The sequence below is a fragment of the Pontixanthobacter rizhaonensis genome, assembly GCF_012972675.1.
Lineage (GTDB): Bacteria > Pseudomonadota > Alphaproteobacteria > Sphingomonadales > Sphingomonadaceae > Pontixanthobacter > Pontixanthobacter rizhaonensis.
Genome location: NZ_JABCRE010000002.1, coordinates 1,199,110 through 1,220,981, shown reverse-complemented (window position 1 = coordinate 1,220,981; position 21,872 = coordinate 1,199,110). Strand labels below are relative to the sequence as shown.

Genomic DNA, 21,872 nt, shown 5'->3' with positions numbered 1-21,872 from the left:
TCCTTTCGCGCTAGAACCAGGCTAAAGTTATCGCGGCCAGCACTATATACCGCCCCGCCTTGGCAATCGTTACCAGTATCAGAAATGAGCTGATCGGCTCCCGCAATACACCTGCGGCCAAGGTAAGCGGGTCACCCACGAATGGTAGCCAGCTCCCTAATAATGACCACCGGCCGTACCGTCCGTACCATTCTTGCGCGCGCTCCAATTGCTGCGTTGAGGCGGGGAACCAGCGTTTGTCTTTGTACCGCAGCAAATGCCGCCCCAAGTACCAATTGATGACTGATCCCAATACGTTTCCCACCGTCGCTACCGCGAGCAGCAATATGACGGAATATCCGTCTGCAACCAGTAACCCCACCAAAATAGCTTCTGATTGCATAGGCAGGATCGTCGCAGCGATAAGGGCTGACATGAATAGTGTAAGATAACCGGCCATTCGTGCTCCATAGCGAGAGGTTTCCTGCCTGTCTGGCCTTTGTAGCGTCTATAGAAAATCCCGGTCGTGTCGGATAAAGGTAAGCCATGCCAAACAGCAGTAGCTTCCAAACCACCCATACAGAACAGGATGTTGTTGCCGCCGCACTGGCGTTTCAGCGACTGGCTTTGAAGCGGCGGCCGTTCGCAATTTTTGTGAGCGTGATAGTCGTGGTCATTACAGCGGTGGCATGGTTGCTGGCACGCGACGGCGAGTTTCTGGACGTGCTGCTCATCATGGCAGGATCTGGATTTGTAACACTAGGGCTGATGATCGGGTTGCTCCGTTGGGTATCGGTACCATTGTCTGCACGGCGGCAATTTCGTCAATCTGTATCGCTGGGTGAACCTGTGACATTCAGTTTTGACGAGGATCAGATTGAATTGGGAAATGAGCGCTCTCATGCCCGATTTGCATGGGACGAGTTCCATCGCTGGCACGAAACTGAAGACTATTTTATGCTGTACCAGTCAGCGATGCTGTACAATATTCTGCCAAAGCGAGATATGTCGGAAGAACAGGTGGTTGCTGTTCGAAGCTGCCTTGAAAGCAAGGGACCGCAGCGGGCCTAAACCTCGCGCAGTCTGGGAATCAAATCCACAAAATTGCAGGGCCGGTTCCGGCTGTCCAATTGTTCTGCCAGAATACCGTCCCAGCCATCTTTCACTGCACCATTCGATCCGGGTAACGCGAAGATATATGTGCTGCGTGTTACCACAGCACAGGCGCGGCTTTGTACGGTGCTGGTGCCGATGGTTTTTAGGCTGAGATAGCGAAACACTTCGCCGAAACCGGGGATGTCTTTTTCTTTCACCATGTCGAGAGCCTCGGGGGTCACGTCTCGCCCGGTTAGGCCAGTGCCTCCGGTGGTGATAATGGCGTCGACCGTGTCGCTATCGATCCATTGCGTGAGCTGCTGTGCGACCAGAACGGCATCGTCTGTGACGATCGCCCGTTCTGCCAGGCTGTGTCCCGCGCCGGTCAGCCGATCAATCAGGATGTTGCCCGAAGTGTCATCCTCAATCGTGCGGGTATCGGATACGGTTAAAACGGCAATGTTGATCGGTTTGAAGGTCAGACTTTCATCAATTGCCATTTGGAACGCCTGTTAGTTGGCTGAGCTAAACCGGACTCTGCTGCCGGATAGTTCGGGGAAGCCGGGCCATTGTCCTTCGGCCAAGGCTTTGCGGCTTTCAGATGCGCCGCCTGCTTGCCGTTCATACATCCAGTAATTGCGCATTACGATGGCGACATAGCCGCGTGTTTCCCAATACGGAATGCTTTCCATATACAGAAGCGCATCGCCTTGATCGCGGATTTCGCTGTTCCAACGGCCTACCGGTCGCAGGCCAGCGTTGTAAGCCGCCATGATCTTCGGCAATTTGCCTTGCGTCGCTTGGCTGTCGCGCAGCATGTTCAGATGTTCCTGCCCAAAAGCGAGATTGATTTCAGGCTTGGACAAATCGCGTGCATCACCGCGCACGCCCAACTTTGCGCGATGATCAATGGCCGCAGCAGGCATGATTTGCATTAAACCGCGCGCGCCAGCGGGACTAACCACAGCCGGGCGGAAATTCGATTCTTGCAGAGTGTGGGCATAGGCCAGCGCCGGATCGACTTTCCAGCCATTGACGGGCTCCCACCGCGGTGCAGGGAAGCGGAGTGCTGGCTCTGACTGTGCACCGCGCGGTGCATTATGCGCCATCCATAATTGCGTAGAAGGAACACCCAATTCGCGGGCCAATCGTGACAGCGCATTATACTGCGATGCGTCACCAATCTTGGCCTGATGACGAAGGACTTCGTCTGCCAGATTATCCCGGCCAATCTCTGCCAGCGCGACTGCTGTGCGGACGTTTTCTTCGCCGCGCAAACTGTTCCAATCGGTTAGATCGAAATCAGCGCTGGAATGGGTTTGTGGCAGCGACTGCCCCAATTGTTCGCGGGCGAGCATGCCGTAAAGTGTTTCGTCCATCAACGCGGCTGCGCGCAATTGCTCCGCAGAGCGTTCTGGAGCGCGGCACCGGATGTAGGACCGGCTTGCCCAATAGCGGGCCGCGGCGGTGAGTTCGTTATTGGTGGAACCCATCGCAGCTTGTTCAAAATACACAGCTGCGCTGCCGCAATCTTGCATCCGCCATGCGGCGAGGCCTGCAACCCAATTGCCTTCGGCAACCCATGCGCCGCTTGCTTCGTTAACAGTCCGCGCGACCGCGAAAGCGGCTGGATCATTATTTTCTATGTAATAGCTAAATGCCACGCGTTGGCGCCATTCGGCGCGCGCGGCTCCGCTCAGGCTCGCATCAATCCCGTCTAGCAATTGTTTTGCGCCGTCGGGATCATCGTTTTTGATCCGGTCCAGAATGGCGCTGCGGACAGAGCCCGGCATTGTGCCGTCTTTTACCGAAGAAGGACGAATGCGCTTCGAGGCATAAGGCTGCCGGACAAATGCCTGCTCGCGCGGCAGTGAAAACACCTGCTCCAGACCGCGGCGTTCGCCAAGCCGGCTGAGCTGACTGGCTTGCGGGAGTTCCCGACTGGCGCTGAGCCAGTTCTGAATTTGGTTGCCTTCCACACGGGGACTGTTGGCGTGCAAGTAATATTCGGCGCGGGCGACTTGATGCAAAGGCCCGTCAGCACGGCTCGCCAGCATCGTTTCAACGCGCGACCAATTCTGATCGTCAATCGCGTCAAACAACGTCCGGTAAAAATTCTTGTCACTGCGGCTTAGCAGAGTGGGGACTTGGCTGGTTTGGGTGCGGGCCCGGAAATATTCCGCCGCACTGCTGTTGGATACTACAGGATTGGCCGCAGCCGGTGCTGAATACGCAAACGAGCCACCCACAAACGCACTCAGCGCAATTGCCAGCGTACCATAAATTCCGCGAGAGTTTTTCAAACCAACTATTCCGTCCATTCGAGCCAGCGCTGCCAGAACCTTTGCCGTCTTCCTGCCGAACGCAGTAAGTCTGACAGTGATCCGACACCCATTGATGGTGTGCTTCGACCTTCATGGTTAACATTTTGTAAAATTGCACCACCTTGCGCCGTATCGTTCCCAAAAAGCGGCGGAATGTTGCGTCCGAAGGTAAGAATCCGTTTTGGCGCGGCAAGTTTGACATGATGCAGCGTTAAATCGCCAATCCCGGACGAGGTTAGTGCTTGCCAATCGGGCATCGGCGTATGGCGGCGCAAAACGGACGCTGTGTATATTTCACCTGCGCTAATATTCGCAGCCCGCATCATTCCGGCCAGCAGATTGCCGTGTGGCCCGCTCAGCAGGGTTTCAACATCGCTCTCCTCCGGTTCAGCTACGATCACCATCAGTTGTGCACCCGCATCACCTGCCGGCCCAATCACCGGAAAAGCGCCGCCTTCGTCGATGGATGAATTGTTCACCCACCAATGCTGAAATCCGGCAAGATCGGTCGGCCATGAATCTTTTTCGCCACCAATTTTGGGAGGCGGCGGAGGGGGCGGGGCGACTTTCTTCTTGATCGCGGGCGGAGCAGCATTGGCAGAAGGCGCTGATGCAGGTTCGGGTTCTGCCAGCCAGTCCGTAGCGTCATCGGAGAAATCCTGATCGACACCCGCCGCATTCCACCACGCCAAAGCGGCTTCAAATTCTTCGACAAGATTGCCGTCAGTAGGGGTGGCGGAGGGACCGGTCATGATGGACAGGTCTTGACCTGCTGCGCTGTACTATTCAAGGGTTTCCGCCATATTCTAATGCAGTTTACCTGAAGGACAGACCGGATGAGCGCCGAACCTATCGCCGAAACCATTGAGCGGGAATCGATGCCTTGCGATGTCGTGATTGTTGGCGGCGGGGTTGCTGGCCTCGCAGCGGCGATCCGGCTCAAGCAAATCAATGATGAGCTGGAAGTCGTGGTTCTTGAAAAAGGATCTGAAATCGGCGCGCATATCCTTTCAGGCGCGGTGGTCGATCCCAAGTCATTGGATGAGTTGATTCCGGAATGGCGCGACATGGATTGCCCGATGGCGGAAACGCCGGTGACGGACAATTTGCATTGGGTTTTGTCCAAAAACAAAAGCTACAATATGCCGCACATCGCGATGCCTCCATTCATGTCGAACAATGGGTGCTACACCGGCTCGCTGGGCAGTTTGACCCGCTGGCTCGGTGATCAGGCAGAAGCATTGGGCGTAATGGTATTCCCGGGCTTCCCTGCGGCAGAAGTGATGTTTGATGATGCGGGCGCCGTCAGCGGTGTGATTACCCAAGATATGGGTATTGCCGAAGACGGATCGCACAAGCCAGACTTCCAACCGGGCATGGAAATCGAGGCGAAATATACTCTGTTTGCAGAGGGTGTTCGCGGTAATCTGACCAAGGAAATGAAGGCCAAGTTCAACCTAGAGGCGGATTGCCAACCGCAGGTTTACGGCCTTGGCATCAAAGAATTGTGGGACATTGATCCCGACAAGCACGTACCGGGCCGCGTGATCCACACGCAAGGCTGGCCTTTGTCTGAAAGCGATAGTTGGGGTGGCGGTTTCCTATATCACCAAGCCAACGGCCAAGTTGCGCTCGGCTTCGTGACGGCGCTTGATTATCAAAATCCCTATGTTTCTCCGTTCCAGGAATTCCAACGCTGGAAAACGCATCCCGCAATCAAGGAATATCTCGAAGGCGGTAAGCGCGTGGCGTATGGTGCACGCGCCATCAATGAAGGTGGCTGGCAATCTGTGCCGAAGCTCGCATTTCCGGGTGGCGCATTGATTGGCTGCGCGGCGGGCTTCGTAAACGTTCCGCGCATTAAGGGCAGCCACACTGCGATGAAGAGCGGCATGCTCGCCGCCGAAGCTGCAGCAGCGGCAGTCGCAGCAGGACATGAGAAGACCGAACTGGCTGACTACGACGCGAACCTCCGCGAAAGCTGGATCGCAAAAGAGCTGAAACTGGTTCAAAACGCGCAGCCTGCGGTGGCCAAATTTGGCGGCGATATCGGTACTGTGGTTGCGGGTATTGATATGTGGATGCGGCAATTGCGGATCGGCCTGCCGATTTCGATGAAGCATGAGCCGGATTATACCCATACGGGCCGCGCCGATCTGTTCCGTCCGATCGACTATCCGAAACCGGATGGCGTGATCAGCTTTGACCGCCTGACGTCGGTCGCGTTCAGCTATACCAACCATGCAGAGGACCAGCCGGTCCATCTGAAGGTCAAGGATTGGGACCTGCAAAAGCAAAGCGAGCTGGGCGTATATGGCGGACCATCAACGCGCTATTGCCCTGCCGGTGTGTATGAATGGCTGGAGCAGGAAGATGGCGAGATGAAATTCCAAATCAACTCGCAAAACTGCGTCCATTGCAAAACCTGCGATATCAAAGACCCGAACCAGAACATCAACTGGACCACGCCCGAAGGCGGCGGCGGGCCGAATTATCCGAATATGTGATGTGATTGGTGAGCAAAGCCGATTGGATTATTGCCAACAATACTCCCTGTTTTGGGGAGAATTAAGTGCCGACCGAAACAGCCTACGCCAAAATCAACCTTGCGCTGCACGTTCGTGCGCGGCGGGATGATGGCTATCATGAGCTGGAGACGCTGTTTGCGTTTGTGGATCAGGGCGATCTGTTAAGCGCGTCCTCAGCCGATATCGATCAGCTTAAAACCGTTGGCGAGTTTGGCGGGCAACTCGCTGATCCAATGGACAACATTGTAGCCAAAACGTTGAGCGTTTTGCCGCGTTCGCAAGGGCTCGAGATTGTCATGGAGAAGAACCTGCCGGTTGCTGCTGGTCTGGGTGGTGGCTCCGCTGATGCGGGCGCCGTGTTTCGGATTGTGCGTGAATTGTACCGGCTGCCCGATGATTGGCAGGACCGCGCGGCAAAGCTCGGAGCGGATGTACCGGCCTGCGTGGACAGTCTGACCTGCATCGGACGCGGAACGGGAACCGAGCTCGAAGCTATCGACAGTGATTTGACGGGCACGCCGGTCTTGTTGGTCAATCCGCGCGTGCCCTTGGCAACCGGCCCAGTGTTCACTGCGTGGGACGGCAACGACCGCGGACCTATGCCAACTGGTTCAGTGTCCGAAATTGCCATGAACGGCCGCAACGATTTGGAAGGGCCGGCCCTTTCCTTGTGTCCGCAAATTGGTGACGTGTTGAAGGCGCTGAAAACCTCTGATGCATTCTTGGTGCGGATGTCAGGATCTGGCGCGACGTGCTTTGCTTTGTTCAAGGAGGACGCTTCGATGCGTGCTGCCTCGGAAGAAATTGCTCATCACCAGCCAGAATGGTGGCAGATGCAAGGCAAGCTAAGATAATGACAGACGATCGTCCCTATCGCCAAGTCGGCGAACCACAGAAAGGCGGTATCGTCTGTGTGGCCGATCACGCATCCAATTTCGTACCGGAAGATGTCCCATTGGGTATTCCAGAGCATCTACTGGACAATCACATCGCGATCGATATCGGGACCGAAGGTATCGCGGATCGATTGGCGCGACGACACGGGATCGCGGCTCATATCGCCACTATAAGCCGCCTAGTGTGCGACCTTCACCGGACCGAGGATGCGCCGGGATTGGTGCCGACCGAGAGCGATGGCCATGTGATACCCGGAAATATCGGGGCGGATATCGAACACCGTCTCACCCGCTTCCACCGGCCATATCATACGGCAATGGCTGAATGGCTGGCAGCGGCTGATCCTGAATTGATCGTCGCGCTCCATAGTTTTACGCCCGAACTGCAATCCAAAGCAGAGGACCGCCCGTGGGAAGTCGCGCTACTGTATAATCAGGATGATCGGGCGGCACGTCATGCCATTCGGTTGTTCGGGGATCACGGGCTTACTGTAGGCGACAATCAACCCTATTCAGGCAAATTGCTGAATGCGACGATGGACCGTCATGCAGAGGCACATGGCAGGCCATATTTGACTATAGAAATCAGGCAGGATCTGATTGCGACCAAGGCTGAGCAAGCGCGCTGGGCCGCATTGGTAACAGATGTCGCCAACCAGACCGCCTTGGCTCTGAAGGGCAGCTAGGGCCATCTAAAGATCGGTTGGTCTTGTAAATCTGTCCCATCCCAGCGAAAGCGGACGTCTGATGGAGGAAGTACCAGCGTGACTCACACATTCGACAAAACCAAATTGCCTAGCCGCCATGTTTCGGTTGGCCCAGAACGCGCACCGCACCGTTCATACTATTACGCGATGGGTATGACGGAGGAAGAGATCAATCAGCCATTTGTGGCGGTTGCTTCTGCCGGAAATGATAGCGCGCCTTGTAACACCGCCTTGGATGCGCAGGCCAATATCTGCCGCGAGGGTGTGATTGCAGCGGGCGGTACCCCGCGGCGGTTTAACACGATTACTGTCACAGATGGTATCGCGATGGGCCATCAAGGCATGAAAAGCTCGCTCGTCAGCCGGGAAGTGATCGCAGATTCGGTCGAGCTTTCTGTCCGCGGCCATTGCTATGACGCGCTGATCGGTTTTGCTGGCTGTGACAAAAGTCTGCCGGGTATGATGATGTCGATGGTGCGGCTCAACGTTCCATCAATTTTCGTCTATGGCGGATCGATCTTGCCGGGCCGGTTCCATGATAAAGATGTGACCGTTGTCGATGTGTTTGAGGCAGTGGGGCAGCACGCGGCTGGTAATTGCCCGCTGAAAGATCTGACAGCACTGGAACGGGTCGCTTGCCCCGGTCACGGGGCCTGCGGCGGGCAATTTACCGCCAATACCATGGCCTGTGTGGGCGAGGCGATCGGCCTGTCTTTGCCGAACAGTAATATGGCGCCAGCACCCTATCGGTCGCGTGAGGAAGTAGCCATCGGAGCGGGTAAGCAAATCATGTATTTGCTGGAACACAATATCCGGCCGCGCGACATCTGTACCAAAGCCGCGTTCGAGAATGCCGCGCGTGTTGTCGCCGCAACTGGCGGTTCCACCAATGCCGCGCTGCATCTGCCTGCAATGGCGAGCGAATGCGGTATCGATTTCGATTTGTTCGACGTGGCAGAGATATTCAAATCAACGCCTTACATCGCAGATCTCAAACCCGGCGGTCAGTATGTTGCGAGAGATATGCATGATGCCGGCGGTGTTTACATGCTGATGAAAACCCTGCTCGATGGAGGTTTTCTCGACCCCGAACCGATGACTGTCACCGGTAAAACTCTGGGCGAGAATATCGAAGAGATTACCTGGAACCCTGATCAGAAGGTCATTTATGACGTCAAGGCCCCAATCACGCCAACCGGCGGTGTTGTTGGTCTGAAGGGTTCTCTCGCACCCGAGGGGGCGATTGTGAAAGTGGCTGGCATGGATCGGCTGCAATTCACCGGTCCAGCGCAAGTATTTGATTGCGAGGAAGATGCCTTTGCCGCCGTTGGTAACAAAGAAATTCATGAGGGCAGCGTTGTGGTTATCCGGTATGAAGGACCCAAAGGCGGCCCGGGTATGCGAGAGATGCTATCGACGACTGCCGCATTATATGGCCAAGGGATGGGCGAAAAAGTGGCGTTGATTACTGATGGACGGTTTTCCGGAGCTACCCGCGGTTTTTGCATTGGCCATGTCGGTCCAGAAGCGGCTGAAGGCGGCCCTATTGGTCTGGTGGAAGACGGGGACATCATCGCGATCGACGCCGTTGCTGGCACAATCGATCTACAGGTCGATGAACAAACCTTAGAAGCTCGCCGTGCCAAATGGGAACCACGCGAAAATGATTACCAATCGGGTGCATTGTGGCGCTATGCCCAAAATGTTGGTCCGGCCAGCAAGGGCGCGCTGACCCATCCAGGCGCAAAAGCAGAAAAGCACGTCTATGCGGATATCTAATGTAACTCTCGGTTCTGTGATCGCCGGGTCTCTAGTCCTGGCGGCGTGTTCTGAGCCACCAGCGGAGCAACCGCAGGCGGAAGAAGGCTCTGAAGCTATTGAATGTGCGCTTGGTGATGGCAGCACGTTTGGTGCGGATTGTCTGGTCGAGCGTGAAGAGGTCGATGGCCAGACGCTGCTCACCATTCGGCATCCCGACGGGGGTTTTCGCCGCTTTCAGCAATTGGATGATGGCAGGGGCCTGGTAGAAGTCGATGGCGCTGACCAAGTCAGCCGTGCTTTGGAGGATGGAACTTTGCTCATCACAATTGGCGCAGACCGTTATCGTTTCCCAGCGGCCGTAAAGACCGACACTCCGCCTGCCGAAACGCAAGAAGCGCCGCCAGAAGACACACCAGCACAGGCCGATGAAGGCGAATAGGCTTCTGCTAGGGCTTGTATGACCGGTGACTGACGCTTACCGGCGGCAGTATGAGTAAAGCTTCTGAAATACTCCGTATCGCCGCCAAGGGCGACGGAATCACTGCTGATGGCCGCCATGTCGCGGGCGCCGTCCCGGGCGATATCATGCAGGATGATGGAACGCTGCAACGTGGCCCGCGCTATGTTGAAGCGCCGTGTCGCCATTTCGGAAAGTGCGGCGGGTGCCAATTGCAAAATGCCGATGAGCAGTCACTGGCTGACTTTGTCACTTCGCGTGTGGCAAATGCTGCTGAAGGGCAGGGCATCGCGGTAGGTGAACTGCTCCCAACCCATCTTTCGCCGCCACGGAGCCGTCGTAGGGCAACGCTTCATGCCATTAGCAGCGGCGGGAAACCCTTAATCGGTTTTCGAGAGGGCGGATCCCACAAAGTGGTCGGTTTAACCGAATGCCATATTCTGGCCCCTGAGCTGTTTGATACCATCACTGCGTTAAGACAGTTGCTCGCCAGAAGACGCGGCAAATATGCTGTCGATATCGAACTGACCTTAGTCGATCAGGGCGTGGATTGTTCGCTCAAAAACTTACCTATCGAAGGGCTGGAGCAGACCGAGGGTATTCTCGACTTCGCGCGCGAGCTAGGTTTGGCCCGGCTGACACTGGATCAGGGCTATGGACCGGAGACTTTGTGGGAACCTGAACCTGCCACGATTACGCTATCGGGAACCCCTGTATCCTTCCCTAGCGGAGCGTTTTTGCAAGCGACCTCTGATGGGGAAGAAATACTGGTCAACGATGCGCGAGCCTGGCTGGCTGAAGCGGCAACGGTTGCAGATTTGTTTTCCGGGCTAGGGACCTTTGCTTTTGCATTGGCGGGAAAGACGAAAGTGTTGGCAGCCGAAGCGGCCAGAGACGCCCATTTCGCCTGTAAATCGGCTGCAGGCATATTTCGCAAGCCAGTGCATTCCATCCACCGTGATCTGTTTCGTAACCCGTTGCAATTGGACGAATTGAACAGGTTTAGCGCGGTGTTGCTGGATCCGCCGCGTGCCGGTGCGCGGGATCAGGTCGACCTGCTAGCACAAAGCACCGTTGAACGTGTTGTCTATGTCAGTTGTAATCCGTCCAGTTGGGCGCGGGACGCGAAGAAACTGGTTGATGGTGGGTATCGCTTGGAAAAATTGCGGGCAGTTGGGCAATTCCGCTGGTCAACTCATGTCGAGTTGACCAGTCTTTTTGTTCGGAATGTGGCCGAATAGGCTTATGTTCTGAGCACTTCCAAAATTTGCTGCTCCAGCCACTCACGCGCCTCGGGCTCGACATAAGCATGGCTTGCGCCATTGCAGCGATAGATGCGATCATCCTGAGACGGCCAGTTGGCTTCAAATGCTTGCGCGGTTCGATCTGTGCTCGCCAGCAAGAAGCGCACAGGGCCGTTAAAGTGGGCGATCCCATCGCGCATATTGATGGCTAGCTCGGTAATTTCATCACGGGTGGTCGAGGCTTGCTTGAGACCCGCCGCCAGCTTGCGGAGATTCACACCGCCTGTAATTAATCGCCACAACTCTTTGGGATTTTTCAGCTTTTCTAAGTAGCGTGAACGTACTGCGGCGGGTGGCGGGGTGTCATCCGAATCGTCTTCGATCGTCCAAGGGTTGGACAGTATCAGCCCATCCAAATCGTCGCCTTCTGACAACATAAGCGCACTAGCTGCGTCGCAATTGCCGAAGGCTATCACGCGCTCCAACTGAGGAGCGAGGGCCTTGAAGGCTTCGATGGCCGCTGCAATATCTTTGCGACTATTGCGGAAGCCGCGATTTTCCCCGTCGCTGTCACCTATACCCCGTCTGTCGAATCGAAAAACGGGAAAGCCTGCGGCGGCAATACGAGCCGCCAATTTTGACTGTCCGGAGAATGTTCCAGAGCGGATTTCATTGCCGCCGCTGACGATCAAAAGGCCAACTGTGCCAGGTGCCATATCCAGCGTTCCAGCGAGCTGATGTCCTTGGCATCCGAATGTGAGACTAAGACGTTTCATTGATCTGCCAAGCCAATTGCGATGATGGCTGCCAAAGCATCTGCTTGTTCCGGGTCTTCATCCGGTTCGGCGCGCATCCATAGTCCGGGGCCGCCCACAATACCTTGTTCTATGTCGATCAACATGTCGTTTTCGGGGATTTTAGCATCATACAGCGACGCAAAAAGATCTTTGCCAATGCCCCAGCCAGCCAGTTCTATGCCTTGCTGCCTGGCGATTTTTTCCAGCTCTGAGGAGCTCTCGTCAGCACCAGCTTCTTTAGCGGCAATCGTGCGCGCGCGGATCATAGATCGCACGATGCTGCGCCCATTGACGGGGGCATATCGCCAACCTGGCAAATCATCGGGGGCAAGCAATGCGCCGCAGCGGATGGTTAGCAGATGGGTTGCTTTAAAATGGAGTGCTGCTGTTTCGGCTGCAAATCGCCAGTCTTCCAAGGTTTGCGTACCACTAGGCTGGGGGCTATCATTGCAGCCGGGCAGGTCAGGCAGGATGCTATCAATGCCGGACAGATCCAGCCGGTGCATCACTTCTACCGTTTGGCGGCGAAGTTTGTTTGCCTCGTCGAACAGGCTTGGCAGCACCAACAGGCGACATTCACGATCCTGATCGAAGGTAAGCGCAGTTTCCTCAGAGGTTCCGCCGCCCGGCAAAGGCGCGGTCCAGTAGGTGAAGCTGCGCATGATCAGCCTTCAATGGCTTTGGCTTCAGCAAAGGCCAATAGCCCGCCGAACGTCTCTAGCATCTCACCGTCCACATCATCATCATCGATAATGATGTCCATCCGGTCTTCCATTTCAGTCAGAAGACCGGCCACGGCCATGGAATCAAGCTCTGGCAAATGCCCGAAAAGGCCTGTGTCGCCATCAAACGTCTCGACATCGTCAGCATCTAGACCAAGCACATCGCACAAGATCGAGCGGAGTTGGGTATCGATGGCCTGGCGCGAAGGGGCAAGGCCGCTCTTGCGCTCTGCGTTTTCAGGTGCTTCTGTCACGCGCTTCCCGTTCATTTGTTTGTATTCCCCTGAACTGTGGCGCCGCCCTTAGCTTTGCCGCAGAAATGACGCAACCCGGCGGTTTAAGGGCGAATTGTGCGTTTTAGCAGCGCAGGCCACGCCTTCAGTTGTTTCGGATCAAGGCAATCAAGCTGATAGCGCGGGCGGTCAAGTTCCATCCAATCTTGCTTATAGCCATCGTTACCCGTGCCAAAATCGACCAGACTGACTGCGTCATCATCAATTACGCGTTGGAACAACGCGGCGGTCAATGTGGTACCTGCAGAGAGGTTCTTGTGCTCTTCCAGATGGGCGAGCTTGTGGATGTAAGCGGTGCCATTTTCGACGGTCCAAAACTGAGCGGCAACTGGATTGTTTCCATGCGTCGCGATTGCAAGCCTGATCCGGCCCGCCCTACCTTCCTGTTCAGCGAAGGCGCGGAGCATATCGGGGTCGCCTTCTTCCGGCTTCCAGCTTTGGCGGTAGATATCTTCATAGGCGGACCAAGCCGCAGGATCGAAGTGATCGTAGATGGCCACTTCCACTTTCTTCGCCTTACGCTTCAAGGTGGTGCGCATCCTGCCTGACCGTGTCGCCCAGTAATCCGCAAAACAGCGACCATTTACTTCGAGGACGTGATTATGATCGCACGCTGTTTTCCGCACAGACCAACCCGCGGCATGAAAGGCCGCCTCTAACGCAGAAGCCGAACCATCTTCGTCTGGTATAGGCCACAAAGTGACGCGGTGTGTTTGCGATTTGAGCGCCTGTGCCAGCTCACGCATAATAGCGGGGTCAGCAGAGCCCAATGTCCGCCAAATGAAATTGTACCAGTTGGCTAGGGGTTCCAACCGCCCGTTTTCGCGCGTCATCGGTAGCGCCGCGGCTTCCTGAACATTGGCAGCGACGGCTATGAATGGTTCACAGCCAGAGGCGGCAATCAATGCGAGCCATTCGGGTTTGTCGAACGGGGTCACGGCAATGCTATCAGGACGAGAGAGTTTTTTACTCATCCCTTGCAAGACGTTAACTGTGTTGTGATAGCTGACGCTGACCAATGGTTACACTTCCTTTTGCGGAGCCTGAATGCCCGACTTACCAAATCCAGAACCAAAACCGCTCGATCATCTGACTGAATGTGGTCATGATGATAGCCCAGCGTTGGTTTTGCGTGACCGAACCTTTAGCTACAAGGACTTAAAGGACCGTGTCAGTCGTCTTAGTGGCTGGTTAAGAGATCGGCTGCCGCAGAATGGTGCCCGGGTTGCGACATGGGCCGCAAAAAATGAACTGACGTGTTTGATGCCGCTTGCTGCTGCGCGCGCGGGGCTGGTCCATGTACCGATCAATCCATTGCTCAAACACGGCCAAGTTGCGCATATATTGGCGGATAGCGGCGCATCATTGCTACTGGGGACCAAGGCGCGGCTGGCCACTTTGGATGCGGAGGATATTCCGGTCGGCGTAGAGTGCATTGATGAAGATTTGATACTCGGTTCTCTGGCCGAGATTGAAGCGCCTCTTGGAATTTCTTCAAACGATCCGAATGATTTATGTGCCATCCTTTACACCAGCGGCTCTACCGGACGCCCGAAAGGGGTTATGTTGAGCCATGCCAATCTCTGGCTTGGTGCGGTTAGCGTGGCTCATTATCTAGGGATGGCAGCGGGTGATGTGACTTTGGGGGTCTTGCCACTATCTTTTGATTACGGGCAAAACCAACTGCTTAGCACTTGGTATGCAGGTGGCAGCGTTGTTCCGCTCGATTATCTGTTCGCCAAGGATGTCGTCCGGGCTTGCCAAAAATACGGTATTACCACGTTGGCGGCGGTGCCGCCTTTATGGGTGCAATTGACCGAGCTTGAGTGGCCTGCGGAATCGGTCAAACCTTTGCGCAGATTGACGAATAGTGGCGGCGCGTTGACTGAAGAATTGGTTGGCAATCTTCGCGATATTTTTCCCGAAGCGGACCTTTTCCCGATGTATGGCCTGACCGAGGCATTCCGATCGACCTATCTCAAGCCGCAATTGGCCGAAAGCCACCCGACTTCGATGGGCACTGCGATACCATTCGCTGAGATAATGGTGATTAACGATCAGGGCGCGATCACGGCACCGGATGAAGAAGGTGAGCTAGTCCATTGCGGCCCGCTGGTGGCTCAAGGTTATTGGCAGGATGCCAAACGTACCGCAGAACGATTCAAGGCCGCGCCAGAAGGGTCACGGTACGGCGGCATGGCGGTATGGTCTGGGGACCGCGTCAAACGGGATGCAGACGGACTTTTATATTTCGTTGGCCGGCGCGATTCGATGATCAAAAGCGCCGGTAACCGCATTAGCCCGCAAGATATTGAAGAGGCAGCGGTTGCTACCGGGCTGGTGGCCGAAGCAGTGGCATTGGGCGTTCCCGACCCGCGATTGGGTCACGCGATCCATCTGGTCGTACGCGCCGCAGCGGGCAGCGATGAGGCCGAATTGCATCTGCCCAAAGCGCTGGCCAAAGAGCTACCCAATTTCATGCAGCCGCACGCCATCCACTGGCGGGATACAATGCCGACCAATCCGAATGGCAAATTGGACCGCACGACTATCGGCAAACAGATCCAGCAAGAAGTTGAGACGAAAAATATGGTAGAGGCAAAGCAATGAAGGCAAAACCTCTTGGCCCCATCCCCGCTGGATACAATGCCAAAGACGGGCAGTTGGCCATCGGCGGTCTGACAGCGCGTGAGCTGGTGGCTAAGGCCGGTGCAACACCTGCCTTTGTCTATTCCAAGGGTCACTTGACCCAACGTGTGGCCGATCTACGGGCGGCTTTGCCGGGCAATGTTCATTTGAATTACGCTATCAAAGCCAACCCGTTTGCGCCGGTGCTGCAGCATATGGCCGGGCTGGTCGATGGATTTGATATCGCCTCTGCCGGTGAGTTGAAAATGGCCCAAGACGCCGGGCTTGATCCAGTGCGTATTAGCTTCGCTGGACCGGGAAAACGTGATGCGGAATTGGAAGCTGCCATCATTGCGGGTGTCACCCTTAATCTCGAATCAGAAAATGAAGCCAGACGGGCTTTGGCAATTGGTGATCGTCTGGGGGTAACGCCCCGGTTAGCTATTCGGGTAAACCCGGATTTCGAGCTGCGCGGTTCAGGGATGAAAATGGGCGGCGGCGCTAAGCCATTCGGGATAGACCAAGATCGCGTTCCTGCATTGGCGAAGCATATCATTGCGTCTGGCGCGGAATGGAGCGGGCTGCACATCTTTACCGGTAGCCAGGCATTGAGTGCCGATGCATTGATTGAAGCACAGGGCAATGTCCTCGACCTGGCAGATGAGCTCTCTACACAAATTGGTTTGCCGCTTCCCAAGCTCAATATGGGCGGCGGTTTCGGAATTCCCTATTTCCACGGTGATCAACCGGTTGATACTGCCGCCATCGGTGCGGCGTTGGAAAAGCGTATGGCAAATTTGCCTGCCAACTTGGCCAATACGTATTTTTGCATAGAGCTGGGCCGGCATTTGGTCGGCGAAGCGGGCGTTTATCTTGCTGAGATTGTTGATCGTAAGGAAAGTCACGGGGTGATTTACCTCGTCACAGATGGCGGATTGCACCATCAATTGGCCGCATCGGGAAATTTCGGGACAGTCGTGCGGCGTAACTATCCCGCTGCGATCGCTACAAAATTTAATGCAGAGCCCGAAGAAATAGCCAACATTGTGGGCTGCCTATGTACCCCGCTCGATCGTTTGGCAGATAATGCCGAGCTACCCAGAGCAGATGTAGGTGATTTGGTCGCTGTGTTTTGTGCCGGTGCTTATGGCGCGACATCATCACCAGCCAACTTCCTTGGCCACGGTCCTGCCGCCGAGATTCTGGTTTAACCATTCAACAAGAATTGTCCCGCTTTGGGACCGTGCCATACTAAACGCCGGTAAACACAAAAAGGCTAACGGTATATTCACCCTTTTTGACGAAAACGCATCCTAGATCGCGGGTGTATGGAAACTGGGTAGCTCCCATTCTGTACAAAATAGCCCGCACCAAGACCCGCAAGGGGACCCTTAACTGGGAAGGATGCGCATAGATGATTAGTAACCGATTTCCGAAATTGCTCGCAGGCAGCGCGTTGGCTGCAATGACTCTGGCGGGTTGTGCCAGTGGTGGGACGCAGCTGCCGCCAGCGTCCTTTGTTGCTATGCAAGAAGGGCCAAGCTCTGAATATATTATTGGTGCGCTGGATACCATCACGATCCACGTGTGGCGTAACCCGGAACTTGGTGCAGAGGAAATTCAGGTCCGGCCCGATGGACGGATCACAACACCGCTTATTACGGATATGCCAGCGGTCGGAAAAACACCGACGATGCTGGCGCAAGACATTCGCCTTCAACTGTCCCAGTATATTGAAGAGCCGCTGGTCTCCGTAATCGTCAACGAATCCAAAGGCGCGATCAGCCAGCAAATCCGCATCATCGGCGCGACCAGCAAACCTGCTTCTCTGCCATATCGTGCGAATATGACTGTGTTGGACGCGATGATTGCCGTTGGCGGTCTGTCAGAATTTGCTTCGGGCAATAAGGCAAAGTTGGTGCGCTTCAACAAGGGCACATCACGCCAAGAAGAATACAAGCTGCGGCTCAATGATTTGCTCCGCAAAGGCGATGTACGCGCCAATGTTCTCCTCCAACCGGGTGATGTGATCATTATCCCGGAAAGCATGTTCTGAGGGATCGGCTAGACCTATGAATGAAGTCTTTGAAGATCTTCGCGCAGCGATTTTTACTGTCTGGCAACGCCGTTGGCTTGCTTTGGCGGTCGCCTGGGGCGTGTGTGTTCTAGGGTGGCTGATTGTCGCACTGATTCCCAACGCGTACGAATCCGAAGCACGCATTTACGTGCAATTGGATGATGTCCTGGCGGAGCAATTGAAGATTGCTGGCGGGACCGAGCGTGAAATCACGCGTATCCGCCAGACATTGGCGAGCTCCGTCAACCTTGAGAAAGTGATTCGTTCGACCCGGCTCGGCGACGGCGTGACTACGCAGCTCGAGATGGAGAACGCCATCGAGGGTTTGACCAAAAAGGTCACCGTCAAAAGCGAAGAGGACAACCTTTTCGAATTGAAGGCTGAGATCGGACAGAGCGATCTGTCTGATGCTGACAACGCCAAACTGGCGCAAAGTGTTGTTCAAAAATTGATCGACATTTTCCGCGAAGAAAACCTTGCAGGTAATCGCGGTGACGTTGCCGAAACGATTGTTTTCCTGGACCAGCAATTGGAAGAACGGAAATTGGAGCTGGAAGCTGCAGAAGCGCGCCGTCTGGCGTTCGAAGCAGAAAATCCAGACCTCATTGGCGGTACGACTACATTGTCCAGCCGCGTCCAAATACTGCGTAAGGATGTGCGGGATGTGGATGCTGATCTAGCAGCCGCGCAAAGTGCTCTGGCTGCGATCAACGGTCAATTGGCGGGTACACCGCGAACATTGGTCACCGCTGGTCCGCAAGGCGGTGCGCGTGCAGCGCTGGCACAGGCGCAAGGCCAAATGGCAACCCTTCAAGCACGCGGTTTGACATCAAGCCATCCCGATGTTGTCGCTCTTGAAAAACAGATTGGCCTATTGAGAACGCAAGCAGCCAATGAAAATCCGAACAATGTCGGGTCAACCAACCCAGCTTATAGTTCGCTGATTGCCATTAAGGCAGAGCGTCAAGCCAATGTGCAAGCTTTGGCATCGCGTAAAGCGGCATTGAATTCAGAACTGTCTGGATTGATGGCCAGCCAATCTAACGAACCGGCAGTTGCTGCAGAAGCGAACCGGATCGGGCGCGACTATGAAGTTCTGAAAAAGAAATATGACGAACTGCTTCAAGATCGTGAAGAAATGAAGCTGCGCGGCCAGGTCGAGAATGAGCGGAGCTCGTTCAAATTCGAAGTGATTGATCCGCCAACAACGCCTCGGTCACCTTCGGCACCCAACCGGCCATTGTTGCTGATTGGCGTCCTGTTTGCAGGTATTGCCGCTGGTGTCGGTGCCGCCTTTGCTATCGGTCAACTGCGCTCAACGTTCGCAACAACGTCTAAGTTGGAACGGTCACTGGACCTGCCGGTACTTGGATCAATTTCACAAACGATGACCGATTCTGCTCGTGCGTTACGGGCCAAACGTATGCGCTACTTCGTCGCAGGCTCTGCCGCTTTGGGCGGGCTTTGCATCTTACTTCTTGCGGTGGAGTTCCTCCAACGCGGCATGGTGGCGTGAGGAAACAGCTATGACTGAACATCGCAATATTCCTCTTCCTGAAGACGGTGACGAGCCAAAGGACAGCTCATTGTTCGAGCGCGCAAGTGGCGCGTTTGGCTTTGACCCGTTCAAGGCAACTCCGATCAAAGGGAAGCTCCCCGAGCGGGAAATGAAGCGGGCGAAAGCGCGCAAAAAGGCTGATCAAGACAAGCAGGAAGAGCTTGCTGCACGCACTGCGGCTCCGGTGGAAACGCCAGAGCAGAAGGCCGAACCTGCAGCAGAGCCTGCTGCGAGTTCTTCTTCTGAAGCCCGTGTTCCGGCTGTCCCTGCCGAGTATGAACCAGTGGCCGATGCCGCTGCACCCGTAGTAAACCTGCCGGTGCCGCGCGGATCTACCGATTTGGTGGTCGAACAGTCGATCGGCCCGATTGCCCTGACAGGTAAAAAGTTCCCGATCGACCGCGAACATTTGCGCGATCAGGGGATGATCGTGCCCGAGGCCGCGACCACTGCGCTGATCGAAGAATTCCGGATTGTGAAGCGTAAGATACTCAGCGCTGCCAGAGAACGCGGGACTGCGGAATCGCGCCGTGTTCTGGTTTGCTCGCCGCATCCAGGCGAAGGTAAGACATTCTGTTCGACGAACCTGGCGATTGCGATGGCTGCGGAACGTGACAGCGAAGTGCTGCTCGTTGATGCCGATTTTGCCAAGCCGTCAATTCTGTCAACGCTCGGCTTACCAAAAGGCGCTGGGTTCATGGATTGCCTCGCAGATTCGTCCATCAAACCGGAAGACCTTGTGATCGGTACGGATATTCCGGGTCTGTGGGTTCTACCCGCTGGCAATCAGACCAATTCGGACAGCGAATATCTCGCTGCGGACCGGACGGCTGAAGTGCTTGATCGGTTTACGATGGGTGCACCTAACCGAATGGTCATTTTCGACACTCCACCTGCACTGGCTGCATCACCAGCAGCAGAGCTTGCCCAACATGTTGGACAAGCGCTGTTGGTCGCCCGTGCAGACAAGACCGGACAATCTGCATTGGAGGATGCGTGTCAGCTCCTCTCTGCCTGTCCGGATATCAAGCTGCTCCTTAACGCGGCGCAGTTCAGCCCAAGCGGCCGTAAATTCGGCTCCTACTATGGATATGGGGAATAACCCGCCATGACTAAATACACCATTCTGGCGCTAGGCGCCATCGCAGCCATCGGCTTTTCAGCGCCAACCGTCGCGCAGGATTTCGGCGGAGATTTCGGAGACGGCGTGACCGGCGGCGAAGAAAGCCAGTCCGGCAGCCAAGGCCAGCGCTCCAGCCGTGTGCGGATCGACCCCTACATTGAGGTCTCGCAGATCGGTGTTGCGGAGCTGTCTCCTGGCGATGATGTCGTGACCTACACGCAGATCGCTGCCGGGGTTGATGCCTCTGTTACAGGCCGCAACAATGGCGGTTCGGTCTCGCTTCGATACGAGCGCAACATCGGGTATGATGATGACGCTCTCGATAGTGACACTCTTACCGGTATTGCCCGCGGTTATGCCTCGGTTGTCCCCGGCGCACTGACCGTCGAAGCTGGCGCTTTGGCCGCCCGTACACGGGTTGATGGCAATGGCGGCGCCACGTTCAACGCTCTGAACGGCGACAATACAGAAACACGGACATATTCTGCTTATGCCGGGCCGACGCTTAGCACCGAAGCTGGACCGGTAAACATCGATGCAAACTACCGCATCGGCTATACCCGCGTCGAACAACCCGATGCAATTGTCGCAGCGCCGGGTGCTCAAGCGCTCGACGTATTTGATGACAGTATCAACCAGAGCGCCGCATTGCGTTTGGAAACACCCGCAGGGCGTGCTTTACCAGTCGGCGTCGGCGTTGAAGCGGGTTGGGACCAAGAAGATATCTCCAACCTCGATCAGCGTGTGCGCGATGTTTACGTCCGCGGCGACGTGACCGTTCCAATTACGACCACCTTCGCCGTTGTTGGCGGGGTCGGCTATGAAGATGTTGGAGTGTCCAGCCGGGACGCGCTGCTTGACGTCAACGGAGACCCTGTTGTGGGTGATGATGGCCGTTTGGTCACTGACACATCGCAGCCGCGCCAGTTGGCATATGACGTTTCCGGCCTCATCTGGGATGTCGGTGTAGCTTGGCGTCCAAGTGCGCGAACAAGCTTGGAAGCAACCGTTGGCCGCCGCTATGACTCAACGACGTATTACGGCAATTTCGCTTGGGCTCCTGACAGCCGCAGTTCGTTCAGCGTCAACGTGTACGACACAGTTTCAGGCTTCGGTTCACAGCTCAACAACGCGCTCGCGAATCTCCCGACGCAATTTGCCGCCAATCGTAATCCATTGACGGGTGACTTTACCGGCAGCGTTACCGGTGCAGACGGCACAGCCAACCTTGGTAGTGCGTTTGGCTCTGTCCGGTCATCGGTATTCCGGTCCCGCGGTGTAGGTCTTGGTTACCAGGCAACTGTCGGGGGGCTAACAGCAGGTGTAGGCGCCGGATATGATGAACGTGAGTTCATTGCTGGCAACAATACTGTTCTGGCAGCTGCAAATGGCACCGTTGATGAAAGCTACTACGGAACAGTCTTCCTGAACGGCCAGATCGACCGCAATTCAAGCTTCTCAACCAATGCGTATGCGACATTGATCCAGAGCGGGTTTGACTTGTCGGGTGACGTCTTGGCCGTTGGCGCTTCTGCTGCTTATCGCCGGAACCTAACTTCTCGTTTGTCAGCGCGCGCAGCGATTTCTGTTGATCATCTCGATAGCGACATCGCGAGCGAAGACTTCACCACTGCGTCGGCCTTGCTTGGCCTGCGGTACGATTTCTGATCCAGGGGATAATTC

21 protein-coding genes are annotated in these 21,872 nt (G+C 55.6%); 13 read left to right on the top strand and 8 right to left on the bottom strand.

What is annotated here, in order from left to right:
- Positions 1 to 10: 10 nt before the first annotated feature.
- On the bottom strand, positions 11 to 439 hold the full coding sequence (locus HKD42_RS05795; RefSeq protein WP_170011127.1) for a YqaA family protein: 429 nt from the start codon (positions 437 to 439) through the stop codon (positions 11 to 13).
- Positions 440 to 525: 86 nt separating this feature from the next.
- Between HKD42_RS05795 and HKD42_RS05790 the strand changes: the two genes are divergently transcribed.
- Entirely contained in the window at positions 526 to 1,050 is a 525-nt protein-coding gene (locus HKD42_RS05790; RefSeq protein WP_170011125.1) for a YcxB family protein, read from the top strand.
- On the opposite strand, the gene moaB is transcribed toward HKD42_RS05790, so the two are convergent.
- The 3 genes from moaB to HKD42_RS05775 are packed head-to-tail and all read right to left on the bottom strand — an operon-like array spanning position 1,047 to position 4,150.
- Positions 1,047 to 1,574: a molybdenum cofactor biosynthesis protein B gene (gene moaB, locus HKD42_RS05785; RefSeq protein WP_170011123.1), complete on the bottom strand. Its 528-nt coding sequence runs from the start codon at positions 1,572 to 1,574 to the stop codon at positions 1,047 to 1,049. The genes HKD42_RS05790 and moaB overlap by 4 nt on opposite strands.
- Positions 1,575 to 1,586: 12 nt before the next feature.
- On the bottom strand, positions 1,587 to 3,377 hold the full coding sequence (locus tag HKD42_RS05780) for a lytic transglycosylase domain-containing protein (RefSeq protein WP_425500366.1): 1,791 nt from the start codon (positions 3,375 to 3,377) through the stop codon (positions 1,587 to 1,589).
- A 5-nt stretch (positions 3,378 to 3,382) separates the two neighbouring features.
- Positions 3,383 to 4,150, bottom strand: coding sequence for a uracil-DNA glycosylase family protein (locus HKD42_RS05775; RefSeq protein WP_170011120.1), 768 nt, complete (start codon positions 4,148 to 4,150; stop codon positions 3,383 to 3,385).
- An 84-nt stretch (positions 4,151 to 4,234) separates the two neighbouring features.
- Here HKD42_RS05775 and HKD42_RS05770 point away from each other — a divergent pair, with 84 nt between their 5' ends.
- From HKD42_RS05770 to HKD42_RS05745, 6 genes are all read left to right on the top strand, one after another.
- A complete protein-coding gene (locus HKD42_RS05770; protein ID WP_246236757.1) occupies positions 4,235 to 5,905 on the top strand; it encodes an electron transfer flavoprotein-ubiquinone oxidoreductase in 1,671 nt (556 codons plus the stop codon).
- A gap of 65 nt (positions 5,906 to 5,970) precedes the next feature.
- The gene (locus HKD42_RS05765; protein WP_170011118.1) at positions 5,971 to 6,780 is read left to right on the top strand and encodes a 4-(cytidine 5'-diphospho)-2-C-methyl-D-erythritol kinase; all 810 of its coding nucleotides are present in this window, start codon (positions 5,971 to 5,973) and stop codon (positions 6,778 to 6,780) included.
- Positions 6,780 to 7,508, top strand: coding sequence for an N-formylglutamate amidohydrolase (locus HKD42_RS05760; protein ID WP_170011116.1), 729 nt, complete (start codon positions 6,780 to 6,782; stop codon positions 7,506 to 7,508). The genes HKD42_RS05765 and HKD42_RS05760 overlap by 1 nt, the downstream gene beginning before the upstream one ends.
- Positions 7,509 to 7,586: 78 nt before the next feature.
- Positions 7,587 to 9,308: a dihydroxy-acid dehydratase gene (ilvD, locus tag HKD42_RS05755; RefSeq protein WP_170011114.1), complete on the top strand. Its 1,722-nt coding sequence runs from the start codon at positions 7,587 to 7,589 to the stop codon at positions 9,306 to 9,308.
- On the top strand, positions 9,295 to 9,729 hold the full coding sequence (locus tag HKD42_RS05750) for a hypothetical protein (RefSeq protein ID WP_211483496.1): 435 nt from the start codon (positions 9,295 to 9,297) through the stop codon (positions 9,727 to 9,729). The genes ilvD and HKD42_RS05750 overlap by 14 nt, the downstream gene beginning before the upstream one ends.
- Positions 9,730 to 9,779: 50 nt before the next feature.
- A complete protein-coding gene (locus HKD42_RS05745; protein ID WP_170011112.1) occupies positions 9,780 to 10,988 on the top strand; it encodes a class I SAM-dependent RNA methyltransferase in 1,209 nt (402 codons plus the stop codon).
- Positions 10,989 to 10,990: 2 nt separating this feature from the next.
- Here HKD42_RS05745 and HKD42_RS05740 read toward each other — a convergent pair whose 3' ends face one another.
- The 4 genes from HKD42_RS05740 to HKD42_RS05725 form a co-directional block, all read right to left on the bottom strand.
- Entirely contained in the window at positions 10,991 to 11,767 is a 777-nt protein-coding gene (locus HKD42_RS05740; RefSeq protein ID WP_170011110.1) for a hydrolase 1, exosortase A system-associated, read from the bottom strand.
- Positions 11,764 to 12,450 (bottom strand): hypothetical protein, encoded by a 687-nt coding sequence (locus tag HKD42_RS05735; RefSeq protein WP_170011108.1) that lies wholly within the window; start codon positions 12,448 to 12,450, stop codon positions 11,764 to 11,766. The genes HKD42_RS05740 and HKD42_RS05735 overlap by 4 nt, the downstream gene beginning before the upstream one ends.
- 2 nt (positions 12,451 to 12,452) lie before the next feature.
- A complete protein-coding gene (locus HKD42_RS05730; RefSeq protein ID WP_170011106.1) occupies positions 12,453 to 12,779 on the bottom strand; it encodes an acyl carrier protein in 327 nt (108 codons plus the stop codon).
- A gap of 68 nt (positions 12,780 to 12,847) precedes the next feature.
- The gene (locus HKD42_RS05725) at positions 12,848 to 13,777 is read right to left on the bottom strand and encodes a GNAT family N-acetyltransferase (protein ID WP_170012140.1); all 930 of its coding nucleotides are present in this window, start codon (positions 13,775 to 13,777) and stop codon (positions 12,848 to 12,850) included.
- Positions 13,778 to 13,850: 73 nt separating this feature from the next.
- Here HKD42_RS05725 and HKD42_RS05720 point away from each other — a divergent pair, with 73 nt between their 5' ends.
- The 6 genes from HKD42_RS05720 (at position 13,851) to HKD42_RS05695 (ending at position 21,857) form a co-directional block, all read left to right on the top strand.
- Positions 13,851 to 15,413 carry an acyl-CoA ligase (AMP-forming), exosortase A system-associated gene (locus tag HKD42_RS05720; protein ID WP_170011104.1) on the top strand — a complete coding sequence of 521 codons (1,563 nt, stop codon included), beginning with the start codon at positions 13,851 to 13,853 and terminating at the stop codon, positions 15,411 to 15,413.
- Positions 15,410 to 16,642, top strand: coding sequence for a pyridoxal-dependent decarboxylase, exosortase A system-associated (locus HKD42_RS05715; RefSeq protein WP_170011102.1), 1,233 nt, complete (start codon positions 15,410 to 15,412; stop codon positions 16,640 to 16,642). Before HKD42_RS05720 ends, HKD42_RS05715 begins: the two co-directional genes overlap by 4 nt.
- Before the next feature lie 203 nt (positions 16,643 to 16,845).
- A complete protein-coding gene (locus HKD42_RS05710; RefSeq protein ID WP_170011100.1) occupies positions 16,846 to 17,487 on the top strand; it encodes an XrtA/PEP-CTERM system exopolysaccharide export protein in 642 nt (213 codons plus the stop codon).
- Between the two features lie 16 nt (positions 17,488 to 17,503).
- On the top strand, positions 17,504 to 19,024 hold the full coding sequence (locus tag HKD42_RS05705; protein ID WP_170011098.1) for an XrtA system polysaccharide chain length determinant: 1,521 nt from the start codon (positions 17,504 to 17,506) through the stop codon (positions 19,022 to 19,024).
- A 10-nt stretch (positions 19,025 to 19,034) separates the two neighbouring features.
- Positions 19,035 to 20,168 carry a P-loop NTPase family protein gene (locus tag HKD42_RS05700; RefSeq protein WP_170011096.1) on the top strand — a complete coding sequence of 378 codons (1,134 nt, stop codon included), beginning with the start codon at positions 19,035 to 19,037 and terminating at the stop codon, positions 20,166 to 20,168.
- A 6-nt stretch (positions 20,169 to 20,174) separates the two neighbouring features.
- Entirely contained in the window at positions 20,175 to 21,857 is a 1,683-nt protein-coding gene (locus HKD42_RS05695) for a preprotein translocase subunit YajC (protein ID WP_211483495.1), read from the top strand.
- Positions 21,858 to 21,872 lie beyond the last annotated feature (15 nt).

Coding starts and splice junctions, on each gene's coding strand:
- HKD42_RS05750 (WP_211483496.1), top strand. CDS start 9,295: ATGCGGATATCTAATGTAACTCTCGGTTCTGTGATCGCCGGGTCTCTA.
- HKD42_RS05790 (WP_170011125.1), top strand. CDS start 526: ATGCCAAACAGCAGTAGCTTCCAAACCACCCATACAGAACAGGATGTT.
- HKD42_RS05705 (WP_170011098.1), top strand. CDS start 17,504: ATGAATGAAGTCTTTGAAGATCTTCGCGCAGCGATTTTTACTGTCTGG.
- HKD42_RS05715 (WP_170011102.1), top strand. CDS start 15,410: ATGAAGGCAAAACCTCTTGGCCCCATCCCCGCTGGATACAATGCCAAA.
- HKD42_RS05795 (WP_170011127.1), bottom strand. CDS start 439: ATGGCCGGTTATCTTACACTATTCATGTCAGCCCTTATCGCTGCGACG.
- HKD42_RS05775 (WP_170011120.1), bottom strand. CDS start 4,150: ATGACCGGTCCCTCCGCCACCCCTACTGACGGCAATCTTGTCGAAGAA.
- HKD42_RS05695 (WP_211483495.1), top strand. CDS start 20,175: ATGACTAAATACACCATTCTGGCGCTAGGCGCCATCGCAGCCATCGGC.
- HKD42_RS05770 (WP_246236757.1), top strand. CDS start 4,235: ATGAGCGCCGAACCTATCGCCGAAACCATTGAGCGGGAATCGATGCCT.
- HKD42_RS05730 (WP_170011106.1), bottom strand. CDS start 12,779: ATGAACGGGAAGCGCGTGACAGAAGCACCTGAAAACGCAGAGCGCAAG.
- HKD42_RS05725 (WP_170012140.1), bottom strand. CDS start 13,777: ATGAGTAAAAAACTCTCTCGTCCTGATAGCATTGCCGTGACCCCGTTC.
- HKD42_RS05710 (WP_170011100.1), top strand. CDS start 16,846: ATGATTAGTAACCGATTTCCGAAATTGCTCGCAGGCAGCGCGTTGGCT.
- HKD42_RS05740 (WP_170011110.1), bottom strand. CDS start 11,767: ATGAAACGTCTTAGTCTCACATTCGGATGCCAAGGACATCAGCTCGCT.
- HKD42_RS05720 (WP_170011104.1), top strand. CDS start 13,851: ATGCCCGACTTACCAAATCCAGAACCAAAACCGCTCGATCATCTGACT.
- moaB (WP_170011123.1), bottom strand. CDS start 1,574: ATGGCAATTGATGAAAGTCTGACCTTCAAACCGATCAACATTGCCGTT.
- HKD42_RS05700 (WP_170011096.1), top strand. CDS start 19,035: ATGACTGAACATCGCAATATTCCTCTTCCTGAAGACGGTGACGAGCCA.
- HKD42_RS05735 (WP_170011108.1), bottom strand. CDS start 12,450: ATGCGCAGCTTCACCTACTGGACCGCGCCTTTGCCGGGCGGCGGAACC.
- HKD42_RS05760 (WP_170011116.1), top strand. CDS start 6,780: ATGACAGACGATCGTCCCTATCGCCAAGTCGGCGAACCACAGAAAGGC.
- HKD42_RS05745 (WP_170011112.1), top strand. CDS start 9,780: ATGAGTAAAGCTTCTGAAATACTCCGTATCGCCGCCAAGGGCGACGGA.